Annotated in this window: 14 protein-coding genes; 13 read left to right on the top strand and 1 reads right to left on the bottom strand. The window is 65.8% G+C overall.

Annotated features, from left to right (window positions below; all coding sequences use genetic code 11):
- Positions 1 to 8 precede the first annotated feature (8 nt).
- From hutC to AC1Q64_RS19375, 13 genes are all read left to right on the top strand, one after another.
- A complete protein-coding gene (hutC, locus tag AC1Q64_RS19315; protein ID WP_492252455.1) occupies positions 9 to 821 on the top strand; it encodes a histidine utilization transcriptional repressor HutC in 813 nt (270 codons plus the stop codon).
- Between the two features lie 65 nt (positions 822 to 886).
- Positions 887 to 2,425, top strand: a complete 1,539-nt coding sequence (gene hutH, locus AC1Q64_RS19320) for a histidine ammonia-lyase (RefSeq protein WP_492252456.1) — start codon at positions 887 to 889, stop codon at positions 2,423 to 2,425.
- Between the two features lie 40 nt (positions 2,426 to 2,465).
- The gene (hutU, locus tag AC1Q64_RS19325) at positions 2,466 to 4,190 is read left to right on the top strand and encodes a urocanate hydratase (protein WP_492252457.1); all 1,725 of its coding nucleotides are present in this window, start codon (positions 2,466 to 2,468) and stop codon (positions 4,188 to 4,190) included.
- Between the two features lie 105 nt (positions 4,191 to 4,295).
- A complete protein-coding gene (locus tag AC1Q64_RS19330; protein WP_492252458.1) occupies positions 4,296 to 5,042 on the top strand; it encodes an IclR family transcriptional regulator in 747 nt (248 codons plus the stop codon).
- A 31-nt stretch (positions 5,043 to 5,073) separates the two neighbouring features.
- The gene (locus AC1Q64_RS19335; protein ID WP_010465677.1) at positions 5,074 to 5,823 is read left to right on the top strand and encodes a glutamine ABC transporter substrate-binding protein; all 750 of its coding nucleotides are present in this window, start codon (positions 5,074 to 5,076) and stop codon (positions 5,821 to 5,823) included.
- A gap of 29 nt (positions 5,824 to 5,852) precedes the next feature.
- Complete coding sequence (locus AC1Q64_RS19340; RefSeq protein ID WP_010465675.1) at positions 5,853 to 6,521, top strand: amino acid ABC transporter permease; 669 nt, start codon at positions 5,853 to 5,855, stop codon at positions 6,519 to 6,521.
- Between the two features lie 14 nt (positions 6,522 to 6,535).
- Positions 6,536 to 7,312 carry an amino acid ABC transporter ATP-binding protein gene (locus tag AC1Q64_RS19345; protein ID WP_492252459.1) on the top strand — a complete coding sequence of 259 codons (777 nt, stop codon included), beginning with the start codon at positions 6,536 to 6,538 and terminating at the stop codon, positions 7,310 to 7,312.
- A 56-nt stretch (positions 7,313 to 7,368) separates the two neighbouring features.
- Positions 7,369 to 8,262: a phytanoyl-CoA dioxygenase family protein gene (locus AC1Q64_RS19350; RefSeq protein WP_492252460.1), complete on the top strand. Its 894-nt coding sequence runs from the start codon at positions 7,369 to 7,371 to the stop codon at positions 8,260 to 8,262.
- Complete coding sequence (locus AC1Q64_RS19355) at positions 8,259 to 8,888, top strand: HutD/Ves family protein (protein WP_492252461.1); 630 nt, start codon at positions 8,259 to 8,261, stop codon at positions 8,886 to 8,888. Before AC1Q64_RS19350 ends, AC1Q64_RS19355 begins: the two co-directional genes overlap by 4 nt.
- 72 nt (positions 8,889 to 8,960) lie before the next feature.
- Positions 8,961 to 10,247: an imidazolonepropionase gene (gene hutI / locus AC1Q64_RS19360; protein ID WP_492252462.1), complete on the top strand. Its 1,287-nt coding sequence runs from the start codon at positions 8,961 to 8,963 to the stop codon at positions 10,245 to 10,247.
- Positions 10,244 to 11,629: a formimidoylglutamate deiminase gene (locus AC1Q64_RS19365; RefSeq protein WP_492252463.1), complete on the top strand. Its 1,386-nt coding sequence runs from the start codon at positions 10,244 to 10,246 to the stop codon at positions 11,627 to 11,629. Before hutI ends, AC1Q64_RS19365 begins: the two co-directional genes overlap by 4 nt.
- A gap of 21 nt (positions 11,630 to 11,650) precedes the next feature.
- Positions 11,651 to 12,466 carry an N-formylglutamate deformylase gene (gene hutG / locus AC1Q64_RS19370; protein ID WP_492252464.1) on the top strand — a complete coding sequence of 272 codons (816 nt, stop codon included), beginning with the start codon at positions 11,651 to 11,653 and terminating at the stop codon, positions 12,464 to 12,466.
- Between the two features lie 118 nt (positions 12,467 to 12,584).
- Positions 12,585 to 12,794: a hypothetical protein gene (locus AC1Q64_RS19375; protein ID WP_291436062.1), complete on the top strand. Its 210-nt coding sequence runs from the start codon at positions 12,585 to 12,587 to the stop codon at positions 12,792 to 12,794.
- Positions 12,795 to 12,823: 29 nt separating this feature from the next.
- On the opposite strand, the gene asd is transcribed toward AC1Q64_RS19375, so the two are convergent.
- Complete coding sequence (gene asd / locus AC1Q64_RS19380; protein WP_291436061.1) at positions 12,824 to 13,675, bottom strand: archaetidylserine decarboxylase; 852 nt, start codon at positions 13,673 to 13,675, stop codon at positions 12,824 to 12,826.
- Positions 13,676 to 13,836 lie beyond the last annotated feature (161 nt).

Genomic DNA, 13,836 nt, shown 5'->3' on the forward strand with positions numbered 1-13,836 from the left:
ATCGCATCATGAGTGCCCGTCCTTCCCGCCGCACAGCAGCCACTGCACCCCGCAGTGCCCCGCCCGCCAAGGCCCTGGCAGCCGTGGCTGCGCCCGCGCAAGCGATGGCGCTGTACGAGCAGATCAAGGACCACATCTCGCGCAAGATCCAGGAAGGCATCTGGCGCGCGGGCGACCGCCTGCCGTCCGAGAACGAGCTGGTCACCCAGTTTGGTATCTCGCGCATGACGGTGAACCGCGCGCTGCGCGAGCTGGTGGAGCAGGGCCGCATCGTGCGCGTGGCGGGCGTGGGCAGCTTTGTGGCCGAGGACAAGCCACAGTCCACGCTGCTGCAGATCGCCAACCTGGCCAGCGAGATCCGCCAGCGCGGGCATGACTACCGCTGCGACGTACTGGCCGTGGAGCGTATCTCCGCCACGCTGGAGGTGGCCGCTGCGCTGGACCTGCGCACGGGCGAGTCGGTGTTCCACTCGATGTGCATCCACCGCGAGGATGGCTTGCCCGTGCAGCTGGAAGACCGGCACGTGAACCCGCGCCAGGTGCCACAGTTCGCCGCGCAGGACTTCACGCAACTGCAACCCTCCGAATACCTGGTGCGCAATGTGCCCTTCGACCAGATCGAACATGTGGTCGACGCTGTCATGCCCACCGCCGAGCAGGCCGCGCTGCTGGAGATGTCTCCGCAGGAGCCTTGCCTGTTGCTCACCCGCCGCACCTGGTCGCGCGGGGTGCCCATCACCGTGGTGCGTTGTTTGCACCCCGCCACCCGCTACCGCCTGGGCAGCCGCTTCCGAGCGGACGGCAACCCCGTCGCTGGTTGAAAGTTTTTTGCCAAAAGTCCGGACTTTTTTCGCTTGTACCTACTTGTATATACAGGATCAACGCCATGACACACAACACTTCATCCCTCCCCCTGCACCCCGGCCGCGTCACGCTGGCCGAGTTGCGCCGCATTCATGCGGGGCCGGTGCAACTGGTGCTGGACGCATCGGCCCACGCAGGGTTGCAGCAGTCCCTAACCACGGTACAGCGCATCGTTGATGAAGACCAGGTGGTTTATGGCATCAACACCGGCTTTGGCAAGCTGGCCAGCACGAAGATTGCCCACGAGCGCCTGGCCGAGTTGCAACGCAACTTGGTGCTTTCGCACAGCGTGGGCACGGGAGATGCGTTGCCCGACGACGTGGTGCGCCTCATCCTGGCCACCAAGGCCGTGAGCCTGGCGCGCGGCCACTCGGGCGTGCGGCCTGAACTCGTGGACGCGCTGCTGGCTCTGGCCAATGCCAACGTGCTGCCCGTGATTCCGGCCAAGGGCTCGGTGGGCGCGTCGGGCGACCTGGCGCCGCTGGCGCACTTGGCCTGTGTGCTGATCGGCGAAGGGCAGGCCAAGGTAGACGGCAAGGTGGTGCCGGGGGCAGAGGCCATGCGCTCCATCGGCCTTGCGCCGTTTGTGCTGGGCCCCAAGGAAGGGTTGGCGCTGCTCAACGGCACGCAGGTGTCCACATCGCTCGCGCTGGCCGGGCTGTTTGGTGCCGAGAACGTTTTCTCCGCCGCGCTGGTGGCAGGCTGCCTGTCGCTCGAAGCCATCAAGGGCTCGGTCAAGCCGTTTGACGCGCGCATCCACGAGGCGCGCGGCCAGACCGGGCAGATCGCTGTGGCCGCTGCCGTGCGTGCACTGCTCGATGGCAGCGCTATCGACCCGTCGCACCCGAACTGCGGCCGCGTGCAGGACCCGTACTCCATCCGCTGCGTGCCACAGGTGATGGGCGCGTGCCTTGATAACCTGCACCATGCCGCACGCGTGCTGACCATCGAGGCGAATGCAGCGTCGGACAACCCCTTGGTCTTTGACAACGGCGACGTGATCTCCGGCGGCAACTTCCATGCCGAGCCCGTGGCCTTTGTGGCCGACATCATCGCGCTGGGAGTGGCCGAGATCGGCGCCATCTCCGAGCGCCGTCTGTCGCTGCTGCTGGACCCGGGCCTCTCGGGCCTGCCCGCCTTCCTGATCCGAGACAGTGGCGTGAACTCCGGCTTCATGATCGCCCAGGTCACCGCCGCCGCGCTGGCGGCCGAGAACCAATGCCTGGCCAACCCCAGCAGCGTGACCAGCCTGCCCACCTCAGCCAACCAGGAAGACCATGTCTCCATGGCCACCTACGGCGCACGCCGACTGGGCGACATGGTGCGCAACGCGGCCGTGATGGTCGGCATCGAAGCCATGGCTGCCGCGCAGGGCATGGAGTTCGACCGCTCGCTCAAGAGTTCACCCCTCGTCGAAGCGCAATTCGCCGCCATCCGCGAGCGCGTGGCCTACCTGGAGCAGGACCGCTACCTCGCCCCTGACATCGAAGCCATGCGCGCATGGGCCCAGCAGTCCACCTGGCCTGCAGCGCTCACCCAGTGCCTGCCCAGCTTCGCCTGACTTTCTCTACGCATACCCCATTGATTCACAGGAGCCCACCATGAACGCCAACGACGCCATCATCGCCGCAGCCTCCAACACCGACCCCCGCCACGACGCCAGCCGCGTGATCCGCGCGCCGCGCGGCAGCCAGCTCACTTGTAAGAGCTGGCTCACCGAGGCCGCCTACCGCATGATCCAGAACAACCTCGACCCCGAGGTGGCCGAGCGCCCGCAGGACCTGGTGGTGTACGGCGGCATTGGCCGTGCCGCGCGCAACTGGGAGTGCTTTGACCAGATCCTCGCCTCGCTCAAGGATTTGAACGACGACGAGACCCTGCTCATTCAGTCCGGCAAGCCCGTGGGCGTGTTCAAGACCCACGCCAATGCGCCGCGTGTGCTGCTGGCCAACTCCAACCTCGTGCCCAAGTGGGCCAACTGGGAGCACTTCAGCGAACTGGACCAGAAGGGCCTGTTCATGTACGGCCAGATGACGGCGGGCAGCTGGATCTACATCGGCACCCAGGGCATCGTGCAGGGCACCTACGAGACCTTTGCCGAGGCGGGCCGCAAGCACTTTGGTGGCTCCCTCGAAGGGCGCTGGATCTTGACTGCAGGCCTGGGCGGCATGGGCGGCGCGCAGCCGCTGGCAGCCACGTTTGCGGGCGCGGTGTCGCTCAACATCGAATGCCAGCAAAGCAGCATCGACTTCCGACTGCGCACGCGCTATGTGGACAAGCAGGCGCGCGACATCGACCATGCGTTCGAGCTCATCCAGCAGCACACGGCTGCCAAAGAGGCCGTGTCGATTGCCCTGCTGGGCAACGCCGCAGAAATCCTGCCCGAGCTGGTGCGCCGCGCCAAGGCCGGTGGCCTCCAACCCGACCTGGTGACCGACCAGACCTCGGCCCACGACCTCGTCAACGGCTACTTGCCTGCAGGCTGGACGGTGGCCCAGTGGCGCGCCGCGCAGCAGGACGTGACGCAGCACGAGGTGCTGAAGAAGGCCGCCGCCAAGTCGTGCGCCGTGCACGTGCAGGCCATGCTCGACTTCCAGCACATGGGCATCCCGGTGGTGGACTACGGCAACAACATTCGCCAGGTGGCGTTTGACGAGGGCGTGAAGGACGCATTCGACTTCCCCGGCTTCGTACCCGCGTACATCCGCCCGCTGTTCTGCGAAGGCAAGGGCCCGTTCCGGTGGGTCGCCTTGTCGGGTGACCCGGAAGACATCCGCAAGACCGACGCCAAGATCAAGGAACTGTTCCCCGAGAACAAACACGTGCACCGCTGGCTCGACATGGCGGGCGAGCGCATCGCCTTCCAGGGTCTGCCCGCACGCATCTGCTGGCTGGGCCTGGGCGAGCGCCACATCGCGGGCCTGGCCTTCAACGAGATGGTGAAAAACGGAGAGCTGAAGGCGCCTATCGTCATCGGCCGCGACCACCTGGACACCGGCAGCGTGGCTAGCCCCAACCGTGAGACCGAGGGCATGAAGGACGGCACCGACGCCGTGAGCGACTGGCCGCTGCTCAACGCGCTGCTCAACACCTCAGGCGGCGCCACCTGGGTCAGCCTGCACCACGGCGGGGGCGTGGGCATGGGTTACTCGCAGCACTCGGGCATGGTCATCGTGGCCGACGGCACTGAAGCAGCGGCCCAGCGCCTTGCCAATGTGCTGGTCAACGACTGCGGCAGCGGCGTGATGCGCCATGCCGATGCCGGCTACGAACTGGCGGTGGAGACGGCCAAGAAGCAGGGCTTGAAGCTGCCCATGGTGAAGTGAAGGGGTGAGGGAGGGAATGACAGGAATGTGAAAAAAGGGAACTGCATTCCCATTCGTTGGGAATGTTGGGTTTGAATGCCGCTGCAATCCTTTGATACTGAGTCCATGCCCACCCGTGGACCAACCTCCGTTGCCGCCGCCGACCGTGTTCTGCACGTGCTGGCGGTGCTGGCGCAACATGGGCAGCCCATGTCGGCGGCCGAGTTGATGGAGGCCACGGGCCTGGCGCGCAGCACGCTGTACCGCCAGTTGGCGCGGCTCAAGCAGTGGGGCTTTGTGCTGGAGAGCAGCGGGCACTACGCGCCCGGGCCGCTGAGCCTGCAACTGGCCCTGGGCTTTGACATGGCGTCGCACCTGGTGCACCACGCGCGGCCGGACATGCAGGCCCTGGCCCGGCAGTCCCACGAAAGCGTGGGGCTGGTGGTGGCCGTGAATGACAGCGTGGTGTGCCTGGACATGGTGGACAGCACGCAGGCCCTGCGCTGCTCGTTTGAAAAAGGGCGCAGCGTGCCGCTGCACGCGGGTGCCTCCGCCAAGTGCCTGCTTGCCCATGTGGCCCCGGCCACGCGCAATGCCATTCTGGACCTGCACTACGGCGCAGACACTGCTGAGCGCCAGGCGGCGCTGACAGAGCTGGAAGGCATTGCCAAGGCGGGTTACGCCGTCAGCTCCGGCGAAGTGGATGCCGGTGTCTGGGGCGTCAGCGTGCCCGTGTTCGGTTCTCCCCGGCAGGCCGCCGGGGCCATCACCCTGATGGCCCCGCTCTTGCGGGCTCAGGGGCAGGAGACCGCACTCACCGGCATGGCCGTCGTCGCCGCAGCGCGCATCTCCCGCCAGCTCACTTCTCCCTGATTTCCCTCACCCCTCCTCAGGAGTTTTTCCCATGAACCTTCGCCGCAACCTTCTTCTGGCCAGCCTGGCCGCCGCAGCCTTCTGCACCACGGGTGCACAGGCCCAGGACAACGTCCTGCGTGTGGGCACCGATGCCACGTTCCCGCCCATGGAGTTTGTCGAGAACGGCAAACGCACGGGCTTCGACATCGAGCTGGTGGAGGCCATCGCCAAGACCATGGGCAAGCAGGTCGAGTGGGTGGACATCGACTTCAAGGGCCTGATTCCCGGCTTGATCTCAAAGCGCTTCGACATGGCGGTCTCGGCCATCTACATCACCGACGAGCGCAAGAAGGTGGTGGACTTCACCGATTCCTACTACGCCGGTGGCCTGGTGGTGATGGTGAAGGCCGACAACAAGGCCATCAACAAGCTGGCCGACCTGGACGGCAAGAAGGTCAGCGTGCAGGTGGGCACCAAGTCGGTGGCGTACCTGACCGAAAAATTCCCCAAGGTGCAGCGCGTTGAGGTCGAAAAGAACCAGGAGATGTTCAACCTGGTGGACATCGGCCGCGCCGACGCTGCCGTGACCGGCAAGCCCGCCGCGTTCCAGTATGTGCGCACCCGCCCGGGCCTGCGCGTGCTCGACGAGCAGCTCACCACCGAAGAGTACGGCATGGCCCTGCGCAAGGACACGCCTGAGCTGACGAAGGCCGTCAACGGTGCCATCACCAAGCTCAAGGCAGATGGCACCTATGCGGCCATCGTCAAGAAGTGGTTCAGCAACAGCGCTGCCAAGTAAACCGCAGCCACACGTTGCCGAACTGAGCCATGGAACTCGATTTTTCTCCTGTCTGGGCCGGGTTGCCCCAGTTGCTGGCGGGTGCGCTGGTCACTGTGGAAATCACGGCCGCCTCGCTGCTGCTGGGCTGCGTCATGGGCCTGCTGGTGGGCATTGGCCGCCTGAACCCCAAGCGCCGCGTGGTCTACGCCCTGTGCACCGCCTACGTGGCCGCGATACGCGGCACGCCGCTGCTGGTGCAGCTGTTCATCCTGTTCTTTGGCCTGCCTCAGTTTGGCATCCTCCTGCCTGCCTTCGTGTGTGGCGTGATCGGCCTGGGCATCTACTCGGGCGCCTATGTGTCCGAGGTGGTACGCGGCGCCATCCAGTCCATTGACAAGGGGCAGATGGAGGCCGCGCGTTCCATCGGCATGTCGTCGGGCCTGGCCATGCGCACTGTGGTGCTGCCACAGGCCGTGGTGCGCATGATTCCGCCACTGGGCAATGAGTTCATCGCGCTCATCAAGAACTCGGCGCTGGTGTCGCTGCTCACCATCCACGACCTGATGCACGAAGGGCAGAAGATCATCAGTGTGTCGTACCGCTCGCTGGAGGTGTACCTGGCGATTGCGGTGGTGTATTTCATCCTCACGGGTGTCACTTCGTTGGTGCTGCGCCGCATGGAGCTGCGCCTGCGTGCCGGGGGGATGGTGCAATGAAGAAAAATTCTGTGATGACTGGAGCAAGCCAATCCGCCGAGCCCATCGTGCGCATTCGCGGACTGCGCAAGTCGTTTGGCAACCACGTGGTGCTGAACGGCATCGACTTTGACGTGCTGCCGTCGCAGGTGGTGGTGGTCATCGGACCCAGCGGCTCGGGCAAGAGCACTTTTTTGCGCTGCTGCAACGGGCTGGAGCAGCCCGAGGGCGGGACGGTCGAGATCTGTGGCCGCACGCTGGTGCAGGACGGCCGCATGCTGCCCGACCATGACCTCAACGCGCTGCGCGAGGAGGTGGGCATGGTGTTCCAGTCGTTCAACCTGTTCCCGCACTTGTCGGTGCTCGATAACGTCACGCTGGGCCCACGCAAGCTGCACGGCCTGTCGCGCAAGGAGGCCGAGGAGCGTGCCCAGGCCCTGCTGGCCAAGGTGGGCCTGGCGCACAAAGCCACGGCCATGCCCGCCAGCCTGTCGGGCGGACAGAAGCAGCGTGTGGCCATTGCCCGCGCGCTGGCCATGGAGCCGCGCGTGATGCTATTCGACGAGCCCACGTCGGCGCTGGACCCGGAGCTGGTGGGCGAGGTGCTGCAGGTCATGAAGCTGCTGGCCAGCGAAGGCATGACCATGATGGTGGTCACGCACGAAATGGACTTCGCACGCGAGGTGGGCGATGTGGTGGTGGTGATGGACGGCGGAGGGATCATCGAGTCCGGCCAGCCTGCCACCATCTTCACCAACCCCACACAGGAGCGCACGCGCTCCTTTCTGCAGGCGGTGCTCACGCGCGCCTGAGGCTGGGTGTGCGTGATGCACGACAACGGTCAATAGCCTACAAGGAGACAGCTCGTATGCACCCGGTTTCACCTGCCAGTGACCTGAGCCAACAACAGCACTTTCAACAGCGCTTGCAGGAGCGCCTGACCGCCGACGACATCGCGCGGTTTGACCGCGACGGCGCCATCTGCATCAAACAGCTGCTCACGCCCGAAGAGGTAGCGCTGCTGCGCGACGGCATCGACGCCAACCTGGCTGCGCCCAGCCCGCGCGCCAAAGTGGCCAGCAGGCCGGATGACCCGGGCCGCTTCTTCGAGGACTTCTGCAACTGGCAGGACATCCCGCAGTTTGGCCGCTTTGTGCGCGACACGCCCCTGGCCCTGGCCGCGCAGCGCCTGATGCAGTCACGCACCGTGCGGCTGTACCACGACCATGTGCTGGTGAAGGAGCCTGGCACGCGCCAGAAGACCCCCTGGCACCAGGACCAGCCTTACTACAACATCGAAGGCAGGCAGAACGTGAGCATGTGGATACCGGTGGACCCGGTCTCGCGTGCGGCCACGCTGGAGTTTGTGGCGGGATCGCACAAGGGGCCGTGGCTCATGCCGCGCACCTTCATGGACAACCAGGCCAAGTGGTTCCCTGAAGGCAGCCTGCAGGATCTGCCCGACGTGGAGGCCGACCGCGGTGCCTTCCCCATCGTGGGCTGGGAGATCGAGCCCGGTGACGTGGTGTGTTTTCACATGCTCACGCTGCATGCCTCGGGCGGGGTGGAGGGACCCAACCGGCGCCGCGTGTTCTCGGTGCGGTTCTTGGGCGATGACACACGCCACGCGCCAAGGCCGTGGAAGACCTCGCCCGAGTTCCCGGGGCTGGCGGACCAGCTGCCCGCTGGGGCAGCCTTGGACCACCCGCTGTTCCCGCTGCTGGTGGACAGCAACGATGTGCAGCGAGGTGAACGCGCGTGAAGCAGTTTCTGGACCTGGCCTCCACGCCCCCAGTGCCGTGGAAGAACGGCGGCGGCAGCACACGCGAGCTGGCGTGCTGGCCGCCCGGCGCGGGCATGGACAGCTTTGCATGGCGCGTGAGCGTTGCCACCATTGCGCGCCCCGGGCCTTTCTCGGCGTTTGTGGGGGTGGATCGGCAAATCATGTTGCTGGATGGCGATGGCGTACATCTGCAAGGCGCAGAAGGACATTGGCAGCACGCGCTGACGCACCGCTGGGAGCCGTTTGCGTTCTCCGGTGCAGAGCCGGTGGACTGCCGCATGCTGGGCGGTGTTTCCACCGACTTCAATCTGATGCTGCGCCGGGGTGAGTGGACCGGGAACCTGAAGGTGCTGCGCGATGTGCCGCCGCCCGCTGAGGGGGCTGCAGCGGGCCTGTGCATGGTGCTGCGGGGCGCCTGGCGATGCGAGGACTGCGATACCCACCAAGTGCGGATGTTGGCAGCGGGGCAGGGCCTGTGGTGGGTGAACGAAGGGGGAGAAACAGCGCCGTCGATCACCCCCGTGCGCCGCGCCGAAAGCGGTGGGTCTGCCGACGATGCACCCGTGCTGGCCTGGGTGGCCTTGCGCAGGGGCTCTGCACCATAATTTGAATCAAATGAGCTGCAAGCGCTGGTGGAATATGCGCCAGTAGCTATATAAAAAATAGCAAATCAATCCATGAACACAGCAGCAGTTAGCAACAAGCAGGGCGTTGTCCCGCCAGCATCTTCCGCACCCAGTGCCGATGGCGTGTGGACCAACCTGCAGCCCGTGGCCGCGTTGTGGGCTACGGATGTACCCGTGCCCGATGGCGCGCTGGCGTGTGTGGTGGTGCAGGGCGGCGTGGTGCAGTGGGCAGGGCCCCAGGCCCAGGTGCCTGCGGCCTATGCCGCCTTGCCTCGCATTGACGGCAGGGGCGCCGTCACCACCCCCGGCCTGGTCGATTGCCATACTCACCTGGTGTACGGCGGGCAGCGCGCCAACGAGTTCGCGATGCGGCTCGCGGGCGCCACGTATGAAGAGGTGGCGAAGGCGGGTGGGGGCATCGTGTCGTCAGTTCGCGCCACGCGCGAGGCCAGCGAAGACGAGCTCTTTGCCCTGGCCGCGCCGCGCCTGCAAGCGCTGCTGGAAGAGGGCGTGTGCGCCATCGAGATCAAGTCTGGCTACGGCCTGGCACTTGCGCATGAACGCAAGCAGCTGCGCGTGGCCCGCCGCTTGGGCGAGGCGTTGGGCGTGACGGTGCGCACCACCTTTCTGGGCGCCCACGCGCTGCCGCCGGAGTACGCAGGCCGCAGCCAGGACTACACCGACCTGGTCTGCAGCGAGATGCTGCCCGCACTGGCCGCCGAAGGCCTGGTGGATGCCGTAGATGTGTTCTGCGAACGCATCGCCTTCACGCTGGCCGAGACCGAGCAGGTCTTTCAGGCCGCCCAAAAGCTGGGCATCCCCGTCAAGCTCCATGCCGAGCAGCTCTCGGACATGGGCGGTGCGGCGCTGGCCGCGCGCTATGGCGCGCTGTCGTGCGATCACATCGAACACCTGTCCGCCGATGGCATCGCCGCCATGAAGGCCGCAGGCACCGTGGCCGTGCTGCTGCCCGGCGCCTACTACACGCTGCGCGACACGCACCTGCCGCCGATTTCGCAGCTGCGCGAGGCGGGCGTGCCTATGGCCGTTTCCACCGACCACAACCCCGGCACCTCGCCCGCGCTCAGCCTGCTGCTGATGGCCAACATGGCCTGCACCCTGTTCCGCCTGACGGTGCCCGAGGCGCTGGCCGGTATCACCACCCATGCCGCGCGCGCGCTGGGCTTGCAAGATTCCCACGGTCTCATCGCATCTGGCAGGCCCGCCAATTTTGTCCTGTGGCCCGTGGGCGAGGCGTCCGAGCTGGCTTATTGGCTGGGGCACAAGCCTGCCTGCACCATCGTGCGGCAAGGGCGCATTCACGGAGTCTTGCCATGACGCAGCAACTGTTTGCCGCCGACGCACTGCTGCCCACCGGCTGGGCGCGCAATGTGTTGATTGAGTGGGATGAGGCAGGGCGCATCACCCAGGCCACCCCTGGCAGCAGCGCCCCTGCGGGCGTGGCGCAGGCGCCAGGCCCGCTGCTGCCCGGCATGCCCAACCTGCACTCTCATGCCTTCCAGCGTGCGTTCGCGGGTTTGACTGAATTCCGGGGCCAGGCCGAAGACAGCTTCTGGAGCTGGCGCAACCTGATGTATCGGTTTGCCGCCCGCATCACGCCCGAGTCATTGGAGGCCATCGCCACCTGGCTGTATGTGGAGATGCTGGAAGCAGGCTACACGTCGGTGTGCGAGTTTCATTATGTGCACCACGACCAGGACGGCACGCCCTATGCTGACGATGCCACGCTGTCGCTGGCACTGCTGCGCGCTGCGCGCAATGCGGGCATGGGTATCACGCTGCTGCCGGTGCTGTATCAGACCAGCGGCTTTGGCGCCAAGCCACCGCGTGCGGACCAGGCCCGGTTCATCCGCAGAACGGACAACATGTTCTCCTTATTAGAGCGCCTCGCGCCCATGGCACAAGCGCAAGGGGCAGGTCTGGGCCTGGCGCCGCATTCGCTGCGTGCTGTGCCGCCCGACAGCCTGGTTGCCGCCGTGCAGGGCCTCTCGGCACTCAATCCCCGGGCCCCTATCCACATCCACATTGCAGAGCAGACGCAGGAGGTGGATGACTGTATTGCCTGGAGCGGCCAGCGCCCCGTGCAGTGGCTGTTGGAGCACCTGCCGGTGGACGAGCGCTGGTGCCTGGTGCACGCCACACACATGATGCCGCAGGAATACGCCGATGCTGCCCGCACTGGCGCCGTGGCGGGCATTTGCCCCACAACGGAGGCCAATCTGGGCGACGGCATTTTTGACATGCCGCTGTGGCTGCAGCACGGCGGGCGCTGGGGCGTGGGCTCGGACAGTCATGCCTGCGTGAATGCGGCAGAGGAATTGCTGATGCTCGAATACGGCCAGCGCCTGTCGCTGCGCCAGCGCAATGTGCTGGCCACCGCTGTGCAACCCGAGGTGGCCACGGCCATGACCTTGCAGGCCGTGCAGGGCGGGGCGCAGGCCGCGGGCCGCGCCATTGGCGGCCTCGCCGTGGGCCAGCAGGCGGACCTGGTGGCGGTGGATGCGCAGCACCTGGCGCTGCGCGATTTGCCTGCGCACAGCATGCTGTCGGCCCACGTGTTTGGCAGCCACCGCACCTCGGCCATCGACAGCGTGTGGGTGGCGGGGCAGCGGCGCATCGCCAGCGGCCGGCACACGCTGCATGACGCAGCGGCCCATGCGTTCGTGGCCGCGCGCTCGGCCACCATTGCGCCAGATTGAACCCCTACCCTCGAACTAGTGATGACCGATACCTCTCCACCACCTTTTGTCTTCTACCCTGGCACCGCGCCGCTGCTGGTGTCCATGCCCCATGCGGGCACTTATGTGCCTGCGGCGCTCGCGGCACGGTTTACGGATGAGGCCCGCCAGGTGCCTGATACCGACTGGCACATGGAACGGCTGTATGCGTTTGCCAAAGACATGGGCGCCTCCATTCTGGTTGCTACGCACTCGCGTTATGTGGTCGATCTGAACCGCCCGCCTGACGGAGCCAGCCTGTACCCCGGCCAGAGCGTCACCGGCCTGTGCCCGGTCGATACCTTTGCCGACACGCCCATCTATGCCCATGGTGATGTGCCCGATGACGCGGAGATGGCTGCGCGGCGCGACGCAGTCTGGACGCCGTACCATGCACAACTGCGTGCCGAGCTGGACCGCATCCGCGCCCAGCACGGCGTGGCTGTGCTGTGGGATGCGCACTCGATTCGCTCGGTACTGCCGCGCTTTTTTGAAGGCAAGCTGCCCGACCTGAACCTGGGCACTGCCAACGGCGAGAGCTGCGATCCGGTGCTGGCCCAGGAACTGCTTTCCATTGCCAAAGAGGCCAAGGGCTACACCGCAGTGCTCAACGGTCGCTTCAAGGGGGGGCACATCACGCGCCACTATGGCCAGCCCGCGCAGAACATCCACGCGGTGCAGCTGGAGATGACGCAGTGCAGCTACATGCAGGAGGCCTTGCCGTTTGACTATCTGCCCGATGTGGCTGCAGGCGTGCAGCCGCACCTGCGCCGCATGCTGCAGGCCACGCTGGCCTTTGCGGCAGCCCGATCAGTTTGACGGTGGCACCCCGCGACGGGGTGTATCAGTGCTAGTATGGGATGGTCGGTCCTTCATGGGCCGGCGCTTGGGCCCGCATTCACGCATCGGCCCGTCGTAGCGGGAGGAGCCGCACCCCATGGATCCCACCGCTTACTACTACATGCCCTTGTTCAAGCCCGGTGTTTTTGTGCAATGGAACCACCAGCGCGAGACCGTGAGCCATGTGGTGGTGCGGCGCAATGCGCTCATGGTCTATCTGGTGGGGCATGAGTCCCCTGTGCACCCTGACGCGCTGCACCTGGCGCCCACAGCCTTTCAGCTCACGCGCGCGCCAGACCGTTTGTGAGCGCCGCTCCCAGTCCGATGGGCTAAAGATTAGCCGCCAGCGCGCTGCGCCATGGCTTCACCCAGCTGGATGGGGTGCATGGGCGCCCATTGCGGGTTGAACTGCATTGGCCCCTGCGGGAACAGCATCACCACGGTGGAGCCCAGCAGGAAGCGGCCCATCTCTTCACCCTGTTGCAGGCTCACCTGCCCCTTGGCGTAGTCCCACTGCCGCAGCGTGCCCGTGCGCGGCGGGTTGACCTGGCCATGCCACACGGTGGCCATGCTGCCCACGATGGTGGCCCCCACCAGCACCAGCACAAACGGCCCTTGTGCCGATTCAAAAAAGCACACCACGCGTTCATTGCGCGCGAACAGACCGGGCACGCCGCGTGCCGTGGTGGGATTCACCGAAAACAGATCACCAGGTACATGCACCATGCGCGTGAGCTCGCCCGCGCAAGGCATGTGGATGCGGTGGTAGTCGCGCGGGCTCAGGTACAGCGTGGCGAAGTGGCCGTTGTCAAAACGGGCTGCAGCGGCTGCATCGCCACCCACCAGTGCTGTGGTGGAGTAGGTGTGCCCCTTGGCCTGGAAGATCTGATCGTTGGCAATGGGGCCGAACTGGCTGATGGCACCGTCCACCGGGCAGATCAAATCGGCCTGGGCCAGCGGGCGGGCACCAGGTTTCAGCGCTCGCGTGAAGAAGTCATTGAACGACGCGTAGCTGGCAATGTCGGGATTGGCCGCCTCGGCCATGTTGACGTTGTAGCGCGCAACAAAACGGCGGATCACTGCGGTGGTCAGGCCGCCCAGCCGGGCCGATGCAAATTTGCCAGCCAGTGTGGTCAGTGCGCGTTTGGGAAGAGCGTATTGGGGCAGTACGGCAAGGCGGTCGGACAAAACGTTCTTCCTAAGTCAGTGGAGCGCACGATTCTAACGACGGGGTGTGTGGTGCAGACCCGGGTTATCAAGGGGTAGTGCGCCTGTTGACGAGCGAGTGGGCGGCGGGGCTCCCTCAGTAGCGCAGATGATAAATATGAAATAAATATCAAATTTATTGA

It is taken from the genome of Acidovorax sp. GW835-FHT14G06, from assembly GCF_058793595.1.

Bases quoted from the DNA above. Each gene is read 5' to 3' on its own strand.
- hutC (WP_492252455.1), top strand. From the start codon at position 9: ATGAGTGCCCGTCCTTCCCGCCGCACAGCAGCCACTGCACCCCGCAGT.
- hutH (WP_492252456.1), top strand. From the start codon at position 887: ATGACACACAACACTTCATCCCTCCCCCTGCACCCCGGCCGCGTCACG.
- hutU (WP_492252457.1), top strand. From the start codon at position 2,466: ATGAACGCCAACGACGCCATCATCGCCGCAGCCTCCAACACCGACCCC.
- AC1Q64_RS19330 (WP_492252458.1), top strand. From the start codon at position 4,296: ATGCCCACCCGTGGACCAACCTCCGTTGCCGCCGCCGACCGTGTTCTG.
- AC1Q64_RS19335 (WP_010465677.1), top strand. From the start codon at position 5,074: ATGAACCTTCGCCGCAACCTTCTTCTGGCCAGCCTGGCCGCCGCAGCC.
- AC1Q64_RS19340 (WP_010465675.1), top strand. From the start codon at position 5,853: ATGGAACTCGATTTTTCTCCTGTCTGGGCCGGGTTGCCCCAGTTGCTG.
- AC1Q64_RS19345 (WP_492252459.1), top strand. From the start codon at position 6,536: ATGACTGGAGCAAGCCAATCCGCCGAGCCCATCGTGCGCATTCGCGGA.
- AC1Q64_RS19350 (WP_492252460.1), top strand. From the start codon at position 7,369: ATGCACCCGGTTTCACCTGCCAGTGACCTGAGCCAACAACAGCACTTT.
- hutI (WP_492252462.1), top strand. From the start codon at position 8,961: ATGAACACAGCAGCAGTTAGCAACAAGCAGGGCGTTGTCCCGCCAGCA.
- AC1Q64_RS19365 (WP_492252463.1), top strand. From the start codon at position 10,244: ATGACGCAGCAACTGTTTGCCGCCGACGCACTGCTGCCCACCGGCTGG.
- hutG (WP_492252464.1), top strand. From the start codon at position 11,651: ATGACCGATACCTCTCCACCACCTTTTGTCTTCTACCCTGGCACCGCG.
- AC1Q64_RS19375 (WP_291436062.1), top strand. From the start codon at position 12,585: ATGGATCCCACCGCTTACTACTACATGCCCTTGTTCAAGCCCGGTGTT.